Origin of the sequence: Affinundibacterium danionis, from assembly GCF_042432465.1 — a bacterium.
GTDB lineage: Bacteria > Pseudomonadota > Gammaproteobacteria > Burkholderiales > Burkholderiaceae_D > Undibacterium > Undibacterium danionis.
This window is the reverse complement of sequence record NZ_JBHLXJ010000004.1, coordinates 168,589-185,836: the sequence shown is the minus strand read 5'-3', so window position 1 is coordinate 185,836 and position 17,248 is coordinate 168,589. Positions and strand designations below refer to the sequence as shown.

Sequence of the window (17,248 nt, the reverse complement as noted above, 5' to 3'; positions counted from 1 at the left end):
GAGAGTTGATAGCATTAATAATCGCAAAGGTATTCAAATAAAAGTTGGAATAGTAGTACGGCAAAAGCAGACCACAATGAAGACTAAGAAAAAGGTGTGAATATGAGTAAATATACGTTGAACGTGAATGGACAGACTAAGTCCGTCGATCTGGTGCCCGATACCCCTTTACTGTGGGCGCTACGGGATTCATTGGATTTGGTGGGCACTAAATATGGCTGCGGCGTCGGTCAATGCGGTGCTTGCATGGTGCAGATTAATGGTGTGCCAACTCGCTCGTGTATGACGCCAGTGTCGAGTGTAGGCCGCCAAAAAGTGACGACCATCGAGGGCATTGATCCGAAAGCGGCGCATCCTCTGCAACAAGCTTGGCAAGAACTCGATGTCCCGCAATGTGGCTATTGCCAAGCGGGGCAAGTGATGAGTGCGGCAGCCTTATTGAAAGATAATCCCAATCCTAGCGATGCTGATATTGATGCCGCGATGGGCGGTAATTTATGTCGCTGCGCAACTTACATGCGTATTCGTGCTGGCATTCATCGTGCGGCAGAAATTACTCGTGCTCAGAAAGGTAAAAAATGAAAACCAACGATTTGTCATTAGAAAAACCGTCACGCCGCGAATTTTTACAACATAGCGCCGCAGGTAGTAGTGCACTAGTTTTGGGAAGCTTTTGGAGTGATCTGGCGAATGCTGAGCAACAGATAACTAAGCCCAACGAAGGAGCGGCTTTTACTCCAAGCGCATTAATGAAAATTAGTAGTGATGGCACGGTCACTTTGATTTCTAAGCAGCCAGAGATAGGACAAGGAATTAAAACCTCTTTGCCTATGGTGATCGCAGAAGAGTTGGAAGTGAATTGGAAAGACGTCAAGATCGTGCAAGGCGATTTGAATCCTGCTTATGGCGGACAATTCGCAGGCGGTTCTTTATCGACACCGCTGAATTACGATGATTTCCTGAAATTGGGGGCGGTAGCACGAACGATGTTAATCGAAGCCGCTGCGCAGACTTGGAATGTGGCTGTCGCCGAATGTTATGCGGAAAAAAGCAAAGTCATTCACAAAACCAGCAAGCGCCAATTAACTTTCGCTAGCTTAGTGACGAAAGCCGCTAGTTTACCGGTGCCCGATGTAAAAACAGTGAAATTGAAAGATCCAGCGCACTACAAATTAATTGGTAGCCGTATCGGCGGTGTGGATAATGCAGCGCTAATGACTGGTAAACCTTTGTTCGGTATCGACGTCAAAGTGCCGGGCATGCTGTATGCCGTGTACGAAAAATCACCGGCTTTTGGCGGCAAAGTGATTAGCGCGAATTTGGAAGCGATCAAAGCGCTGCCGGGTGTGCGTGATGCATTTATTATCGAAGGCACGGATAACTTGAATAGCTTAATGCCTGGCGTCGCAATTATCGCAGAGTCAACCTGGGCCAGTTTCAGCGCCCGTAAGCAGTTAAAAGTGGTGTGGGATGAAGGTCAGGTCGTCAACGAAAGCTGGGATGATTTTTCCGCCAAAGCACAGGCTTTATCTAAGCAAACCGGTGCCATCGGACTGCGTAAAGATGGTGACGTCAATGTTGCTTTAGCCAAGGCAGCTAAAACCGTTGAGGCGAGCTACAGCTATCCATTTATTTCTCATGCCAGCATAGAGCCACAAAACTGCACGGCTTGGTATAAGCCGGAAGATGGCAGCTTAGAGTTATGGGTGCCCACCCAAAATCCAGCGGCTGGGCAGGCTATCGTTACCAATATTTTGAAAATACCCAAAGAAAAAATCACTTTGCATATGACTCGGAGTGGTGGCGGATTTGGGCGACGCTTGAGTGCAGATTATGTGATCGAAGCGGCAGCGATTGCGATGAAGGTCAAGGCGCCAGTGAAACTGACTTGGTCACGTGAAGATGATATGCGACATGATCATTATCGTGCCGGTGGCTTTCATTTCTTGCGCGGTGGTGTCGATGCCAAAGGTAAATTGACGGCTTGGCACAATCATTTTGTGACCTTTGCTAATCGTGTTATGCGCGATGGTAAGAGTGTCTTGCAACCGGGTAGTGGTGCTAGTTTATCGGGTGAAGAATTCCCTGGACGTTGGGTAGAAAATTGTTTGCTGGAACAAACACCTATGGAATGCGGTATTCCTATGGGGCCGTGGCGTGCACCGGGTAGTAATGTGTTTGCCTGGGTCTTTCATAGCTTTATTGACGAATTGGCACATGCAGCAAATCGTGATCCGCTAGAGTTTCGATTAGAAATCTTAGGCGACAAAGACATGATGCAAGGGACTGGTGAACGTGGACAGCCCTATAACGTGGGACGTATGCGCAAAGTGCTGAAAGAAGTCGCAGAAAAGTCGGCATGGGGTAAGCGCAAATTCCCACGTGGTCAGGGGCAGGGCATTGCCTTTCATTTTAGCCATCGCGGTTATATCGCTGAAGTCGCTGAAGTTACTGTGTCGAAGGACGGTCAATTGAAAGTTGATCGCGTGGTGGTGGTGACCGACATTGGGTCGCAGATCGTTAATTTGAGCGGTGCTGAAAATCAGGTGCAAGGCTCAGTCATTGACGGCATCAGTACCTTAATGTTCCCAGAATTAGATATTCAACGCGGCCGTGTGGTCCAGAGTAATTTCAATGAATACGGTTTGTTGCGCATGCCTGATTCTCCAACCAAGATTGATGTCCATTTCTTGAAGAGTGATTATCCGGTGACAGGCTTGGGTGAGCCGGCGTTTCCACCTTTAGCGCCTGCCGTGTGCAATGCTATTTATGCGGCGACGGGTAAACGCGTGCGGCAATTGCCTTTGTCACGTAATGATTTACGTTGGTCGTAGTCGATTGATCTAACCAAAAAGACCCGTGGAAATCGAAATTTCACGGGTCTTTTTTTATCTACTTAGCTTTGGTCGAGCACGGTGCTATTGACGTACACGCTTTTTTGCACCGGTGGCCTTGCTACTTTTTGCCTTGTATCCCGGTTGACCGGCTACGCCAGGGAAGCCAGGCCTCGCTGCTAACTTGCTGGGGAGGCCGACGACCACGGATTTTTTGACCGTCGCTTCGCTGTTTGCGTTAATTTTGGTTTCTGCTGCTTCTGCTGTTTGTGCTGTTGTTTGTGCTGTTGTGAGTGTTTCGTTTTTTTTCACTTGTCTGACCTTGCGGGGTAGTTTCTGGAGGTGTTGCTGTTTTCGATACTGTCTTTGTTGCGGCCTTAGTTGTAGCCTTAGTTACAGTTTGTACTGCGGTTTTTACTTCAGTTTCTGCAGTCTTTGGTGTGCTGGTAAGCGTGGTTTTGCTTGCTAGCTTACTTGCTATTTTGGTGCCATCAACTTTTGCTTTGGGCTTTTTTGTGGACGCAGGCTTTAATTCAAGTTTGGGTAATATTGGGGCTGCTGAATTTGCTTTGCTATGTGCGATGCTTCTCGCTTTGCTTTCGGCGTTTGGCTCTGTTATTACTTTTTCTGACACTATGCTAGCAGGCGTAATGTCTATTAAAGTTTCCGTTATCATAGGCGAAAAAGTCTGTTCTAAGGCGAACATTTTTTCTTGAATTTGCTGCGATAAACTATGAAGCGCGTTCCAGTAATGTTGAGTTTGTTCCGCGCTGGCGTGTAATTGACTCGACAGCAGCATAAAAAATTCTTGTGGATCTTTCACTTGCCAGATGCTGCTATAGAATTGCCCCCAACTTTCGCAGGCTTGTTGTAGCGTTTGCGCTTGTAACTCCGTGCCACGGTCAAATTCCTCGCTGATGGATTGACTCAGACCGCTGCATGCAGCGAATTGTTGTTCAATACCTTCTGGATGAGTTTTAAACAATTGATTTGCTACGTAAATCATGGTTTCCTCCATCAACAATTAGAATAAATAAGAACAAATAAATATCAATAAGACGGCGATAGCATAAAAACTTAGTATGAAACAAGTTTTGTGGCGCGCTTTGCGATAGGTCTACATCAGGTGAATTTGTATTGGCAATATCGATGACGAGAAGCCAAGAATAGCTCCATCGAACGATGATTTTGCATTGCAACATTTTAAATTGTAAGCTGAGAATAAGGAAATAGCGAGGTTTGTAGATTATTTTTGCTGCTCTGCACTAGGTTTTTGGATGGTACTTGAATATTCTCGTTTTTTGTTGATTTCTAGCTCAGTTGTTATTCCGTTATATCCAAGTTCTTACGGCCAGATGGATGCAAATCAACGTAAAATCCAGCTTTATTTTCTTTGATCTTAATTCCTATGCATGATCAGATTTCCGATTTATTGCGTTTGCGTGAGCAACTACGCAGCTTCGTCGCCGAGCGTGAGTGGCAGCAATTTCATACACCGAAGAATCTTGCTAGTGCTTTGGCAGTTGAAGCGGCCGAGTTATTAGAGCCTTTTCAATGGTTACAAAACGGAGAGTTAGCCGAATTGAATGATGCGACCCAGATTGCGGTTCGGCATGAGATGGCTGATGTTTTAAATTATCTGGTGATGTTAGCGGATCGTTTGAATGTTGATTTAATCGCAGCGGCACAAGAGAAGATTGCCTTAAACGCGCAAAAATACCCAGTCGATCAAGCACGTGGCAGCATCAAAAAATATACCGAATTGAGACAACAAATCTCGGTGGAAGCGATATCGCATACTGCAAATCATGACGCGGCGCCTGATACAAATAAGAATGCATAAAATGATACAACTGATTGGTCAACATACTTTACAAGCTTTATCGGCTGAAGCTAAAACGAATCCACGTTTGCGTAAGAATTTGAATTTTCATGCCAATAATGAGGCGCAATGTCATCGTCTGTTAAATGCCTTGGAACCAGGTACTTATGTGCAGCCACACTGTCATTCGGCCCCAGAAAAAGAGGAAAGCCTCGTGGTGCTGTCAGGCTGTATAGGTTTATTGATTTTCGACCAGCATGGGGGGATTACCCAAAAAGTACGTTTAGCGCCAGACACTGAGAATTTTGGTGTCACTATACCTGTAGGCGTATTTCACAGCATGGTCGCACTGCAAGCAGGTTCCGTATTCTTTGAAGCGAAAGCAGGACCTTATGTGGCCATCAGTGATGCAGAAAGAGGCAGCTGGGCACCCGCGGAGGGAGATGATGCTTGTTCGGATTACCTGAATTTTATGTTGCAGCAATTCGCCTGATTGGAGTGATTGAAGTGCCTCTTTATTCGTATCACTTTTAATTTGCATAACTCTCAGAGCAGTTGCTTACGAATTATTTGGTCGCGTTCTTTCTAAGAACGCGCGATGTGGGTATTCATCTTCGGTGATAGGAAAGCCGCGCTCACTCAACCATGCACAGGCATCTTTCAGTTTGCTGAAGTAAGCAATACGAGGATCATTGATCCCGTTAGTCTGTTGTTGATGAATCTTTTGCTTTAGGCTGTTAGAGAGCACTAATGCTAGACAAACACAATTGTTTTCAAAAGCCCAGATACGCATACCACGTATCATTTGCAAGCTATTTGCTCCCGACATTTCCCAATTTTCCGCGTTGGTGAGTCCCGCCCATGGTAAAAGTGTAGGTGCTTTTTCCTGAGTCTCTTTGAATACCGCTAAGGTACCTTCTTCATTAAAAATACCGGCAGTGCTGCGCACCAGAATTTGGCGTATGACAGTAATTTCCCAGTCGCCGTGAATTTTCATATCGATCTGTGATGCTAGTGTTGAATGGTTTGAGCGATGTTTCAGACTCGTTTCAGAATCATCTAAAATTTATTTAGCCAGAGTTGGTCGAGTGCTGGTGTAGCGACCCATTGCTACTTTTTCGGCGTCGGGTAATTTTCGTAGTATGCATTCTATACCCGCCTCAGCAACAGGAGTTAAAGTTTGGTCAAACCTGCCTAAACGATAGCGATAATTCGCGTCTAGTAGTTCTACTTTTAAAATTTGAATTTGATCAGTAAATTCGGCGAGTAAGTCGAACAAATTAATAGATTTAGGTGACCAACTTTTTTTCTTGTGCAATGTAAAAGTCCATTTGTGATCATGATTAAAGCTGGATGGAAAAACACCTTGTTCATATAGATCTTCGTCTGGGATAGTAATTACCATATGGCCATTAGATTTGAGTACCCGTAGCCAATTTGATAAAGCAATTTTTGGATCATGCATATGTTCTAGACAATGGCTGGAATGTACGAAATCGAAGCTAGCATCAGCAGCGTTAGCGAGGTATTGCGCATCCCCATCTGGCATATCCCAATTTTTTACCTGACGCATTAAGGGAAATTGTTCTGCGTATTGACTAATTGGATCTGGCCCACATCCGATATCAATTCCATTTCCGACAAAGTAGCGGGTACTAAAACGATTGTCGTGTAAGCGACGAGACAGTGCTTTGCTTGCTTCATGCATAAAAAAACCTCAGCTAATTTTGAATTGGTTTTGAATTGATTCAGAATCAATCGCTGTTTTGATTAATACTTTTTTCGATATTCCTCTGCGAGACAGGAGAGCGAATAGAGATAATTGTGACTAGCGATAAATGCGAACACTACATAACGCCATTTTAGCTGGAAATTATTCTGCGACGATTGAATGCCTGCAGTTAGAAAGTTTTTTACTACATAGAGGAAAATCTTTTGGTTGACTTGATGCTTGAAATTCTTGAAAGGTACTGAGTCGTAATACCAGTCGGGGTACTTAAAAAGACCTGCGTAAAGCTTTTTGCCCGTCTTTGCGTGGCTCGTTAGTCTTCGCTCCATGTTGTACCGACAGACCCGCAGGTAATAATACTTGTGCTGAGGTGCAGACAGAAGACGCATGTCGAACTTGAACGCTGCGTTGCGCTCTTTAGAAGTTGGAATTTCAAGTATTTACATTTATTGAGGTCATTATGTTGAAGAAAAATTGGTTGGTATCAGTCTTGGCAGTGGCGGGTTTAATGATAGGCGCTAGCGCTTCCGCACAAGTCTATGTAGGTGCAACTGCAGGTCAGGCAAAATGGAATGACGACTGCAAAGGAACCACCAAATGCGACACCACATCGACAGGCTACAAATTATTCGGTGGCTACAATATCGATAAGAATTTTGCAGTAGAAGCGAGTTATTTTTCTTTAGGAAAAATCAATGCTAACGGGACTGTTGGACAAGTGAGTGCCAGTGCTGAAGTTAAAGGTACAGGTTTTGAAATCGCAGGTGTAGCTAAGCATGATTTCACCGAGCAATTTGGTGGTTTTGCTAAATTAGGTTTGACACGAGTGAAAGCGGATGCGAATTCTGTAGTACCAGGTTGGGCACACTTTTCCCAAGACACAACATCAACTCAGCCTGTACTGGGCTTGGGTCTTACTTACAAAGTCAGCAAAGATATCGCGCTGCGCGGTGAGTTTGAATCACGTCGTGTGAAATTGGGCGGTGACAAAGACACGGTGAATAATTTCTCCGTTGGCGTGCAGTACAGCTTCTAATCTGTAATGTAGTTTTGATTAGTGTTTTCTCTCGGCGCTTCCTAGATTTTTTCTGGGAGCGCTTACCCGGATGATCTTACCGGTTAGGCATGCAATCAAACTGGTTTGATTGCGTGCCTTTTTTTGTTTGCAGTCGTCGCAAATAGTCTAAGTAAGTTGTATTTAATACGCCAAACTAAGATCAGACTAAATTGAGTTGTACGTCGATATTGCCACGTGTTGCGTTGGAATATGGGCAGACTTCGTGTGCTTTTGCGACTAGAGCTTCCGCCACACTGCGTTCCAGACCTGGCAAAGAAATATTCAATGCGACTTGCAAACCAAATCCACCTTTGCCATTGGGGCCGATACCTACTTCACCTTTGATACTGGCATCAGCAGGCAGGCTTTGTTTAGCGGCAGCGGCGACAAACTTTAATGCGCCGATGAAACAAGCGGAATAACCTGCAGCGAATAATTGTTCTGGATTACTACCTTCGCCACCGGCACCACCTAATTCTTTGGGCGTGCTGAGGCTAACGCTTAAGCGTTGATCGTCAGAGACGGCGCGACCATCGCGGCCGCCAGTTGCTGTAGCGCGTGCTGTGTAGAGAACTTGCATAATAAACTCCTGTGTAGGTAAACAATAAGATAAAAACTAAAGTAAAAGCTAAGTTGAAAAGCTGGGGAAAATCTTGTTCTGGATCGCTGCACTTCGTTTTACGCTTTTAAGTTTGCAGCTTGGGTAGAATGATATCGCGCAATTAAATTGTGTGCAATCTAATTTTAAAAAATAATTCCTATCGCTTTGATAGATTTTTTATACCGTGCTTATGTTGTGCTTATGTTGTACTGATGTCGTGAAGAATTTGTTCGACGTTTTGTGAGGGGAGATTTAAAAATAAGTCTCTGCAGCAGCGATTATGACTGTGCCAAATGACGATTTAATTCGTTGCGTAGTTGTTGTAATTCACCACGTAGTTGACTTAAATTGTCGGTACTAAGCCCGCTAGCACACAGGATTTGCGCGGGAATTGCTTCTGCGGTTTTGCGTAAAGCTTGGCCAGACGTAGTTAGGGTAATTCTTACCTGACGTTCATCTTCGCTATCTCTGACACGTTTTAAAAGTCCTGCCACTTCTAGTCTCTTTAAGAGTGGCGTAAGCGTGCCCGAGTCGAGAAATAGCAATTCTCCAATTTCTTTGACTAAAAGTTGGTCTTGCTTCCATAAGACCAACATCACCAGATATTGCGGATAAGTCAGGCCAAGCTGATCGAGTAAAGGCTTATAGGTTTTTGTCATTGCCAGCGAGCTTGAATAAAGCGCGAAGCAAAACTGATTTTCTAAAGCTAGGTAGTCGGGTGTGAGAGACTTTTTCGATTTCATATTGGATGCCGTCAAGAGTTATCGCATTATCAGACTTATGAAAAGCTTTATCAACTGTCGCTTACTTGCCTGCGGTCTAGACTTGCTAGTGAATGGATAATAAGCAGTGGCTACTGTACAGGTGGAAAATACAAGCTGACGCTTAAACCCATACCATGTAATCCCGGTCCCAATTCCAATCGTGCCGCATGATTTACTGCGATGTTTTTGACTATAGATAAACCCAAGCCACTGCCTGAGGCGTTCGCATTTGCTAAGCGGAAAAAACGTTCTAAGACTTTGTCGTACATGGCGGGTGGTATCCCCGGCCCCGTATCGCTGATTTGTAAGTAAGTAGATCCTTCTTGCGTGCCGCAGCTCAGTAAAATTTCACCGTTCGCGGGCGTATAACGTAGCGCGTTGTCCAGTAAATTTCGTAGCAAAATTTGCAGACTATCGGGGTTAATCATGCATGGTGCTGAGGCAAGTTGCGTGTGGAAAATCATGCCATGCTTAGCTGCTAATTGCTGCCATTCTGGTAATTGCTTTTCCAGATAATCTGCTAAATCGACCAGCCGTAAAGCGGGATCTAAACCATGTTGAGGATCTAATCGCGACAAGACCATGAGTTGCTCTACTAAACGGGTAGCGCGATCCACGCTAATTAATAGCCCATCTATCGCCTCCTGACGCTCGGCATCGTTGCGTGCTCTTTGAATTACTTGAAGATTAGCCTTAATGGCGGCTAATGGAGTCCGTAACTCATGCGAGGCATTGGCGGTGAAGCGCTGCTCTTGATCCATGGCATGGCTAACCCGTTCGAACAAATGATTAATCGCCGTGAGTAAAGAGTGTAGTTCAGTGGGGGCGCCAGTCAGCACCACTTTTTCCAAATCGTTAGGCGTACGTTTTGCCACCTGATCGGCTGAGTCTTGTAATGCGCGAAATAAACGATTAATCGTTAACCAGATCCCAGCCGTCATGAGTGGCAGCACGAGCAAGGCGAATAGCAGCAATTTGTAGGCAAAGCGGCCACTGATATCTTTGCGATGACTGGTGGGTTCTGCGACTTGTATTTGTAGTTGATGTGAATTATTCCAGATCGAATAAGTGCGCCAAGCTTGTCCTTCTAATTGGGTCCAGCCAAAGCCTGAATGCTTTTCGGTTGAGATAGCAGACAGAGGTGCGGCCTGATTTTTATACATTAGCTTACCGCTGGCATCCCAGATTTGCAGTAATAAATATTGATTGTGTTTCTCTACATTGGTTTCGCTTAAGGGGTGTTCTAAAGTGGGTTTATCGCTGACTTCATGATCGGCCAGTGTCAATAATAGATGCGCTGTTTCTGCTAACGATTGATCAAATAATTCCTTGCTTTCTTGATCCGCTTCGATATAAACAACAATACCGCTAAAGCCCCAAATTGATAAGGTAATCGTCAATAACATAGCAATTAAGGAGCGACGTAATGACCACCGCTGAGCAGTTTTTTTACCGACAAGGCCAGCATGTGCGGCGCTTATGGTAGCGGTTTGGGATTTCAATTGCGTCATGTTAATTGGTGATTTCTTTGGCGATATTTTTGTCAATTTCTTAGTCAATTTCTTTATCGATGACATAACCCACTGCGTGCAGCGTACGGATCAGGTCTTTGCCTAATTTTTTTCTGAGATGATGAATGTGAACTTGTATCGTATTACTTTCGATCTCGTCACCCCAACTATATAGCGCTTGTTCGAGCTGGTCTTTGCTAACGATTTGTCCTAAGTGCTCTAATAAAAACTGCAGAATATTAAATTCTCGACTGGTTAAACTGATGGTCTCACCGTGCAAACTCACTTGGCGTGCCGCGGCATCCAAAATAATGTCGCGATGCTTGAGTAAGGCGCTACTGCGTCCCGCTAAACGACGTCTGACAGAACGGATACGAGCGGCTAATTCGTCTAAGTCAAAAGGCTTAATAATAAAATCATCGGCCCCAGCGTCTAGGCCAGCCACTTTATCTTTGATCTGATCACGAGCCGTGACGATCAGGATAGATTCATTAAACCCATTGCGACGTAATTGCGCCAACAAGCTCATGCCATCTTGTTGCGGTAATCCCAAATCTAATAACAGACATTGATAGTCGTGCAATTTAATTGAGGTGAGTGCTGCTTCAGCGGTTTGTACCCAATCAACTGCGTAGCCAGATTGATCTAATCCTAGCTGCGTAGCACGCCCTAATTGTGGATCGTCTTCAACTAATAGTATGCGCAAAATGCTACTCCTGTCCGGCGTTTGTCTGAGACTTGCTGCGTGCGTTTTCTGCACTGATTTTGTAATTTTAATTGTGACTTGTTAAGAAGTCCTTAAGAACTTGGCTTTAATATGAACTCATTCTCCCTTTTTAACTCGCTTACTTATTAGCCAACTTATAGCCTACTTACTAGCCAATCATGCCAATATTTTTAAGCATTCAACAACATATCAAGCGAATTTCCCTTGTCTCGTCTGTCAGTATGATCGCTCTGAGCTATCCCGCTGTGGCGCAAAATGAGACGCAAATCGCGATGAGCCCGCAGCAGATTACCCGTTCTGGGATTAAAACTGAAGCGGCGGTTTTGGCAGTGACGAGTCCAGCTGCTCAATCATCGAAAGCTAGCTCGGCGGCCAGTGTGGTATCTGACCAAGGACTACGTTTATCGGGCACCGTAGTTGGTTCGCCAAGTGCGACGCAATTGTTGAGCGCGCTAGTCGCAGGTACGGTACAGGCCATACATGTTAGTCCTCTACAAAACGTGAAAGCAGGTAGCGCTATTGTTACTTTGTTTAGTCCGCAAATATTGGAAATGCAGAGAGAGTATTTGCAGCTAGCGACACAACATCAGTTAGCCCAAGAAAAATTGGCCAGAGATGACGCGCTTTTTAAAGAGGGCATTATTGCGCAGAGTCGAGTACAAGATAGTCGCGCCCAAGCAATCCATGCGGAGGTCGCGATGACGGAACGCCAGCAAACTTTGCGTGCGGCGGGCATGTCTGATGCGAACTTAAAGAGTATGTTGAAAACAAAATCTTTGTCACCTAATTTAACGATAGTTGCTAAGAGCAGTGGTGCGGTGCTTGATCTACCGTCGCAGTTGGGGCAAAGAATAGAAGCAGGGATGCCGATTGCAAAAATTGCGGGCAATGCGCCATTTTGGATAGATTTTCTGGCGAGTCGCAATCAGCTAGAGCAAATACGTGTTGGTGAGTTATTGCAGATAAAAAATTGTGGCATGGCTAAAGTGATGGCGATTTCGCCGCAACTCGATAGCAGCAATCAAAGCGTGTTAGTGCGTGCGCAAGAGTTGCAGCATGATGGATGTATTCGTTTAAATCAATTTGTCGAAGCGACCCATATTGGTAGTCAGCATGTCAAAGATAGCTATGGTGTGCCTGCTACAGCGGTCATCCGAAGTGCCAGTCAGCAGTACGTATTCGTTCGTAATAGCGACGGCTTTGAAGCGGTTAAAGTCAAAGTGGTGAGCGGTTCGCCCGATAAAATTTGGGTTATCGGCAATTTGGGTAAAAGTCCTCAAGTCGCTACCCAAGGTATTGTTTCACTGAAAGGTGCTTGGCTAGGACTTGGTGCAGAAGATGCGCCAGCGATAGCGCCGCCAGCGGCTGCCAGCAGTGCGGGCAGTAGCGCTGCCAATAGCACGGCCAGTAGCAAAACTACCAGCGAGAAGAAATAATGTTAGCCCGTCTGATAGCTTTTTCATTGGCGCAGCGTTTGCTGGCATTGGTGCTGACCGCGATATTGGTTGGTGCGGGTTTTTATGCATTTCGACAATTACCGATTGATGCGTTTCCTGATGTGTCGAGCACTCAGGTGAAGTTGATTATGAAGGCGCCGGGCATGACACCGGAAGAAGTAGAAGCCCGTATCGTCGCACCTATAGAACAAGAGTTACTCGGTATTCCCCATCAAGTTATTTTGCGCTCTCAGTCGAAATATGCGATCGCTGATATTACCTTGGATTTTCAAGATGGTACCGACGTGTATTGGGCGCGCCAACAAGTCGGGGAGCGACTGAGCAGTGTGATGAAAGATTTGCCTGCCTCGGTGAGCGGTGGCATGGCGCCAGTGACGACTCCTTTGGGTGAAATCTTTATGTTCACCATAGAAGGGCCACTCAGTTTGATGGAAAAACGCACTTTATTGGATTGGACTATTCGTCCTCAATTGCGCAATATCACTGGCGTGGCTGATGTAAATACCTTGGGTGGTTTGGTAAAAAGTTTCGAGGTGATACCCGACCCCGTTGCTCTAGCTGCCCGCAAAGTGTCTTTGCAACAGTTGCAGGATGCCTTAGAAGCAAATAATCGGAATGATGGTGCTGGGCGTTTAAACAGTGGTGAAGAATCACTGTTAGTGCGCAGTGATGGCAGCATACGCAGCTTGGAAGATGTTAAGGCAACTGCGATACAGCATAGAGATGGGCAGGCAATTCGTATTGGCGACGTGGCCAATGTGCGGATTGGACAGATGACGCGTTATGGCATGGTGACTAAAGATGGCAATAACGAAGCGGTAGAAGGTCTGATCCTGAGTATGCGCGGTGCCAATGCACAAAAGGTGGTTGAACAAGTCAATGAACGTCTACAGCTGATAGAAAAATCTTTGCCCAAAGGGACTAGCATTAAGACTTTCTATGATCGCGGCAATTTGGTCGAACGTGCTGTGAGCACGGTGATTAAGGCCTTAGCCGAAGCCACGATTTTGGTGGTGATCTTGCTCTACTTATTTCTTGGTAATGTGCGCTCGGCTTTAGTTGTTGCTTGCATTTTGCCGCTGGCTTCGCTTGGTACTTTTGTGTTGATGAATAGCTTTGGTTTAACCGCCAACTTGATGTCTTTAGGCGGTTTGGCGATTGCGATTGGTATGCTGGTGGATGCGGCAGTGGTGGTGGTCGAAAACATCGAAGCGCATAGCGCTGATAAAGAAAGACCTAACTTCTCACAGCTGCACATTATTTATCGTGCAGTACGTGAGGTGGCGGTGCCTGTGACGGCGGGTATGTTAGTGATCATGATCGTGTTCTTGCCTCTACTTTCCTTGCAAGGATTGGAGGGAAAATTATTTGCCCCAGTCGCTTTAACTATTACGTTTGCGCTCGCCGCTTCTTTATTGCTGTCTTTGACGGTGATTCCCGTGTTGGCATCGTTCTTAATGCATGCGCATCATGGCGACACGCCTTGGTTAGTGCGCAAATTAGAAGCAACTTATAAGCGCGTTTTGACGCTCGCTTTGGCGAATGCAAAAAAAGTGATGATCGCTTCGGTCGCTACTTTACTGGTTACGATCATGATTTTTCCTTTCATAGGAAAATCATTTATGCCTAGTTTGGACGAGGGCGACATCATCATGCAAATTGAAAAACTGCCTTCCATTAATTTGCAAGAGTCGGCCAAATTAGATATGGCGGTACAGCGTCGTATTTTAGAAACGGTACCTGAGGTGCGCAGTGTCGTGGCTCGCGCTGGTTCAGATGAACTTGGACTCGATCCCATGGGTTTGAATGAGACTGATACGTTCTTGGTATTAAAACCGAAGGAGCAATGGCAGGCTGCAAGTAAAGAAGCCATTGTCGATAAACTACGTAAAGTAACTCACGAATTTCCTGGTATGAATTTTAGTTTTACTCAGCCCATAGAAATGCGTACTTCAGAAATGTTGTCTGGTGTGCGTGGCGATTTAGCGATCAAAGTGTTTGGTCCTAATAATCAAGTATTGAGCGAATTGGCAGAAAAAATCGTCAAGACGGTAGAAGGCATCTCAGGTAGCGAAGACGTATTGACGGTGAAAAATGCAGGCGTACAGTATCTGCAAGTCGATATTAATCAAGAAGCCGCCGGCCGTCTGGGATTAAGTGTGGATCAAATTCAAAACGATTTACGTACGATGGTGGAGGGACGCCAAACCGGTATCGTGATTCAAGATGGGCATCGTATTCCATTGCTATTGCGAGGTAGCGATTATCTGCAAATGTCGGCGGAACTATTTCAACAAATTCGTTTGCCTATCGCCGATGGCACTTCTATCGCCTTAAGTCAGGTTGCAGAGTTAAAAATGGTGGATGGCCCAGTCAAGGTGGAACGAGAAAATTCTTCGCGCTTGGTGGTGGTGCGTGCCAATGTGCGCGGTCGTGATTTGGTTGGTTTTGTTGACGAAGCCAAAGTGAAAGTGGCAGCACAAGTGCAACTGCCCGAGGGATATCGCTTAACTTGGGGCGGACAATTTGAGAATCAACAACGGGCTGCGGCGCGTTTGGGCGTGGTGGTGCCGATTTCATTGGCATTGATTTTCTTTCTCCTATTCGCCACTTTAGGTAGCGTGCGTCAGTCGGTTTTGGTCTTCGTCAATATTCCTTTTGCCATGGTTGGTGGGGTGATTGCACTGGCCGTGACCGGAGAATATTTATCTGTTCCCGCCTCAGTAGGATTTATTGCTTTGATGGGGATTGCGGTATTGAATGGCTTGGTGATGATTACTTATTTTAATCAGATGGTGGCGCGTGGTGTCGCCCTCGACGAAGTTGTATCGATCGGTGCATTACGACGTTTTCGGCCTGTCATGATGACGGCTAGTATTACTGCATTTGGCTTGATTCCTCTGCTACTGGCAACCGGGCCCGGATCGGAAATTCAACGTCCACTAGCAATCGTCGTGATCGGCGGACTCTTATCTGCTACCGCTTTAACTTTGATCTTGTTGCCGATTTTGTTTCAGCGTTTTGGTGTCGCTATGAATGAATCGACTCTTCAACTAAACAAAGAACTAAGCAAAGAACAAAATGAAAAACAAAATGAGGCACAGGCATGAGCGAATTACTTAATTACGACAGCATGTTGACTTTAGCCATGCCAGTCGCATTGGTTGATGAAGTTTCGGATTTTTTGTTACTCAATCCCCAGTGGGCAAGCGGCTTTTCCATGATCGATGCACAGGGCATGGGGCAGGGCGCTGCCTTAAGTTCTGCTATGGAAAAAGTACAAGGACGCTGCAAACGCAAGTTGATTTTGGTCGTTGGCGATCAACAAAATCTGCTTTTATTGTTGGAAGCATTAGGTGAAATTATTAGAAATAGTGGCGTCGCCTATTGGATCACGCCTGTCAGTCATTTTGGGAGATTTTGATGCTTAAGCCTACAGCAAAAAACGCGCGTAGTATCCTAACTAGTGTCGTGACTCGTATAGCGGCCAGCGCGGCTTTATTGTTTGCTCCTTATGCTGTGTTGGCGCAAGAAAGCGCATTTTCTGTTTTACCTAACGAAGCCGCGGTTAGAAAAGTTTTTGAAAATTTACCTCAATTACGTTCCGCAAAAATCGGTCTTGATTTGGCGGGCAATCAGCAAAAACGTTTGGATGCAGGGTACTATGAATGGACTGCCCGTATCGGCCTCAACCGTCGTAGCGATCAACTTGGCGAACGTTATCAAGAACAAGAGTTCAATTTGGAACGCCCCGTTCGTTGGTTCGGTAAGGCGGAAAAAGATAGAGCCTTGGGTGCCAAAGGTGTAGAAGTGGCTCAGTCTGGTTATGCGGATGTGTGGCACGAGACTAGCCGTAGCTTGATGAAAGAATGGTTTGATGCGGTCAAGGAGCGAGCGGCGGTGAACCTGCTACGCCAGCAAGTTGAATTGACTGAGCAACTGAATGCGATTGCCGAGAAGCGAGTAAAAGCAGGTGATGCAGCGCGTTACGAACAACTGTCTGCTCAGACTGAGTTACAGCGTGTTCGCTCTTTGCTTCAGCAGGCCGAACAGCGCGAAGAGCTAGCATTACAGATATTGAAGGCGAACTATCCGGGTTTGCCTTTGCCTGAAACAATAGTGTTACCTCAGCCTCAGTTAAATACGTGGAGTGGGGATGTTTGGATGCACAAGATCATGGATGATAATCATGAATTAGAACTAGCGCAGGCGGAAGCGGCCTACATGAGTTTGCAAGCCGCTCGCGTGGAAAGCGACAAAGTCCCAGACCCGACCCTTGGCATACGTTCAAGTCGTGAACGTAACGGTCAAGAGAAGATTTTTGGCTTTAGTATCTCCATACCTTTTCCTGGTGAAGCACGCAGCTTAGAACGTGGTTCGGCTCAATTACGCGCCAAAATGGCAAATGAAAAATTACAGCAAGTGCAGATGAAAGTCACTTTAGCAGCGCAAAAAGCGATTGCAGATAATCAGCGCCATTATGCTAATTGGCAAACTTTGCAAAGTTTGCGACAACAGAGTCAAGAGCAAGCACAGTTAATGCAAACTGCCTACAAATTAGGCGAGCTGGCAATCGGGGATGCTCTCAATGCCAGAAAGACCGCTTTAGACGCTGCGATGGCAGCCGATGCGGCGCAGATCGATGCTCTCGCGAGTTATGCCAGATTGCACTTAGACGCCCATTTGATATGGGCTTTGGATTAGTTTTGTGAAGATAGTAAAAGTGGTGTGTTGCACAGAGAGTCA

General features: G+C 45.7%; 16 protein-coding genes. 9 read left to right on the top strand and 7 right to left on the bottom strand.

The genetic code is table 11. The features are described from left to right. Positions 1-102 precede the first annotated feature (102 nt). Together ACFFJH_RS04905 and ACFFJH_RS04900 are read left to right on the top strand one after the other, a co-directional pair. Entirely contained in the window at positions 103-582 is a 480-nt protein-coding gene (locus tag ACFFJH_RS04905; RefSeq protein WP_390210503.1) for a (2Fe-2S)-binding protein, read from the top strand. Beyond that, positions 579-2,834: a molybdopterin cofactor-binding domain-containing protein gene (locus ACFFJH_RS04900; protein WP_390210502.1), complete on the top strand. Its 2,256-nt coding sequence runs from the start codon at positions 579-581 to the stop codon at positions 2,832-2,834. Before ACFFJH_RS04905 ends, ACFFJH_RS04900 begins: the two co-directional genes overlap by 4 nt. A 238-nt stretch (positions 2,835-3,072) precedes the next feature. Here the strand turns inward: ACFFJH_RS04900 and ACFFJH_RS04895 are convergent, their stop codons facing one another. After that, positions 3,073-3,840 (bottom strand): phasin family protein, encoded by a 768-nt coding sequence (locus ACFFJH_RS04895; RefSeq protein ID WP_390210500.1) that lies wholly within the window; start codon positions 3,838-3,840, stop codon positions 3,073-3,075. 402 nt (positions 3,841-4,242) lie between these two features. Here ACFFJH_RS04895 and ACFFJH_RS04890 point away from each other — a divergent pair, with 402 nt between their 5' ends. Both ACFFJH_RS04890 and ACFFJH_RS04885 read left to right on the top strand, forming a co-directional pair. Beyond that, a complete protein-coding gene (locus ACFFJH_RS04890) occupies positions 4,243-4,677 on the top strand; it encodes a nucleotide pyrophosphohydrolase (RefSeq protein WP_390210498.1) in 435 nt (144 codons plus the stop codon). 1 nt (position 4,678) lies between these two features. Continuing rightward, complete coding sequence (locus tag ACFFJH_RS04885) at positions 4,679-5,149, top strand: WbuC family cupin fold metalloprotein (protein ID WP_390210496.1); 471 nt, start codon at positions 4,679-4,681, stop codon at positions 5,147-5,149. A gap of 66 nt (positions 5,150-5,215) precedes the next feature. Here the strand turns inward: ACFFJH_RS04885 and ACFFJH_RS04880 are convergent, their stop codons facing one another. Together ACFFJH_RS04880 and ACFFJH_RS04875 are read right to left on the bottom strand one after the other, a co-directional pair. Next, a complete protein-coding gene (locus ACFFJH_RS04880) occupies positions 5,216-5,653 on the bottom strand; it encodes a hypothetical protein (protein WP_390210494.1) in 438 nt (145 codons plus the stop codon). A 69-nt stretch (positions 5,654-5,722) separates the two neighbouring features. Continuing rightward, on the bottom strand, positions 5,723-6,364 hold the full coding sequence (locus ACFFJH_RS04875; protein ID WP_390210492.1) for a methyltransferase domain-containing protein: 642 nt from the start codon (positions 6,362-6,364) through the stop codon (positions 5,723-5,725). A gap of 481 nt (positions 6,365-6,845) precedes the next feature. Here ACFFJH_RS04875 and ACFFJH_RS04870 point away from each other — a divergent pair, with 481 nt between their 5' ends. Beyond that, the gene (locus ACFFJH_RS04870) at positions 6,846-7,421 is read left to right on the top strand and encodes an outer membrane beta-barrel protein (RefSeq protein WP_390210491.1); all 576 of its coding nucleotides are present in this window, start codon (positions 6,846-6,848) and stop codon (positions 7,419-7,421) included. Positions 7,422-7,602: 181 nt separating this feature from the next. On the opposite strand, the gene ACFFJH_RS04865 is transcribed toward ACFFJH_RS04870, so the two are convergent. The 4 genes from ACFFJH_RS04865 to ACFFJH_RS04850 all read right to left on the bottom strand — a co-directional run bounded on the left by ACFFJH_RS04865 (position 7,603) and on the right by ACFFJH_RS04850 (position 11,024). Beyond that, positions 7,603-8,022, bottom strand: a complete 420-nt coding sequence (locus ACFFJH_RS04865) for an organic hydroperoxide resistance protein (protein WP_390210489.1) — start codon at positions 8,020-8,022, stop codon at positions 7,603-7,605. Positions 8,023-8,321: 299 nt separating this feature from the next. Then, positions 8,322-8,786 (bottom strand): MarR family winged helix-turn-helix transcriptional regulator, encoded by a 465-nt coding sequence (locus tag ACFFJH_RS04860; RefSeq protein WP_390210487.1) that lies wholly within the window; start codon positions 8,784-8,786, stop codon positions 8,322-8,324. Positions 8,787-8,896: 110 nt separating this feature from the next. After that, positions 8,897-10,318, bottom strand: a complete 1,422-nt coding sequence (locus tag ACFFJH_RS04855; protein ID WP_390210484.1) for an ATP-binding protein — start codon at positions 10,316-10,318, stop codon at positions 8,897-8,899. 40 nt (positions 10,319-10,358) lie between these two features. After that, on the bottom strand, positions 10,359-11,024 hold the full coding sequence (locus tag ACFFJH_RS04850) for a response regulator (protein WP_390210483.1): 666 nt from the start codon (positions 11,022-11,024) through the stop codon (positions 10,359-10,361). Positions 11,025-11,203: 179 nt separating this feature from the next. On the opposite strand from ACFFJH_RS04850, the gene ACFFJH_RS04845 reads away from it, so the two are divergent. The 4 genes from ACFFJH_RS04845 to ACFFJH_RS04830 are packed head-to-tail and all read left to right on the top strand — an operon-like array spanning position 11,204 to position 17,206. After that, positions 11,204-12,481 carry an efflux RND transporter periplasmic adaptor subunit gene (locus tag ACFFJH_RS04845; protein WP_390210481.1) on the top strand — a complete coding sequence of 426 codons (1,278 nt, stop codon included), beginning with the start codon at positions 11,204-11,206 and terminating at the stop codon, positions 12,479-12,481. Then, positions 12,481-15,612 (top strand): efflux RND transporter permease subunit, encoded by a 3,132-nt coding sequence (locus tag ACFFJH_RS04840; RefSeq protein WP_390210479.1) that lies wholly within the window; start codon positions 12,481-12,483, stop codon positions 15,610-15,612. The genes ACFFJH_RS04845 and ACFFJH_RS04840 overlap by 1 nt, the downstream gene beginning before the upstream one ends. Then, on the top strand, positions 15,609-15,926 hold the full coding sequence (locus ACFFJH_RS04835; RefSeq protein ID WP_390210477.1) for a DUF3240 family protein: 318 nt from the start codon (positions 15,609-15,611) through the stop codon (positions 15,924-15,926). The genes ACFFJH_RS04840 and ACFFJH_RS04835 overlap by 4 nt, the downstream gene beginning before the upstream one ends. Then, the gene (locus ACFFJH_RS04830; protein WP_390210476.1) at positions 15,926-17,206 is read left to right on the top strand and encodes a TolC family protein; all 1,281 of its coding nucleotides are present in this window, start codon (positions 15,926-15,928) and stop codon (positions 17,204-17,206) included. The genes ACFFJH_RS04835 and ACFFJH_RS04830 overlap by 1 nt, the downstream gene beginning before the upstream one ends. The last annotated feature ends 42 nt before the right edge of the window (positions 17,207-17,248 follow it).

Bases quoted from the DNA above. Each gene is read 5' to 3' on its own strand.
- ACFFJH_RS04905 (WP_390210503.1), top strand. From the start codon at position 103: ATGAGTAAATATACGTTGAACGTGAATGGACAGACTAAGTCCGTCGAT.
- ACFFJH_RS04900 (WP_390210502.1), top strand. From the start codon at position 579: ATGAAAACCAACGATTTGTCATTAGAAAAACCGTCACGCCGCGAATTT.
- ACFFJH_RS04895 (WP_390210500.1), bottom strand. From the start codon at position 3,840: ATGATTTACGTAGCAAATCAATTGTTTAAAACTCATCCAGAAGGTATT.
- ACFFJH_RS04890 (WP_390210498.1), top strand. From the start codon at position 4,243: ATGCATGATCAGATTTCCGATTTATTGCGTTTGCGTGAGCAACTACGC.
- ACFFJH_RS04885 (WP_390210496.1), top strand. From the start codon at position 4,679: ATGATACAACTGATTGGTCAACATACTTTACAAGCTTTATCGGCTGAA.
- ACFFJH_RS04880 (WP_390210494.1), bottom strand. From the start codon at position 5,653: ATGAAAATTCACGGCGACTGGGAAATTACTGTCATACGCCAAATTCTG.
- ACFFJH_RS04875 (WP_390210492.1), bottom strand. From the start codon at position 6,364: ATGCATGAAGCAAGCAAAGCACTGTCTCGTCGCTTACACGACAATCGT.
- ACFFJH_RS04870 (WP_390210491.1), top strand. From the start codon at position 6,846: ATGTTGAAGAAAAATTGGTTGGTATCAGTCTTGGCAGTGGCGGGTTTA.
- ACFFJH_RS04865 (WP_390210489.1), bottom strand. From the start codon at position 8,022: ATGCAAGTTCTCTACACAGCACGCGCTACAGCAACTGGCGGCCGCGAT.
- ACFFJH_RS04860 (WP_390210487.1), bottom strand. From the start codon at position 8,786: ATGAAATCGAAAAAGTCTCTCACACCCGACTACCTAGCTTTAGAAAAT.
- ACFFJH_RS04855 (WP_390210484.1), bottom strand. From the start codon at position 10,318: ATGACGCAATTGAAATCCCAAACCGCTACCATAAGCGCCGCACATGCT.
- ACFFJH_RS04845 (WP_390210481.1), top strand. From the start codon at position 11,204: ATGCCAATATTTTTAAGCATTCAACAACATATCAAGCGAATTTCCCTT.
- ACFFJH_RS04840 (WP_390210479.1), top strand. From the start codon at position 12,481: ATGTTAGCCCGTCTGATAGCTTTTTCATTGGCGCAGCGTTTGCTGGCA.
- ACFFJH_RS04835 (WP_390210477.1), top strand. From the start codon at position 15,609: ATGAGCGAATTACTTAATTACGACAGCATGTTGACTTTAGCCATGCCA.
- ACFFJH_RS04830 (WP_390210476.1), top strand. From the start codon at position 15,926: ATGCTTAAGCCTACAGCAAAAAACGCGCGTAGTATCCTAACTAGTGTC.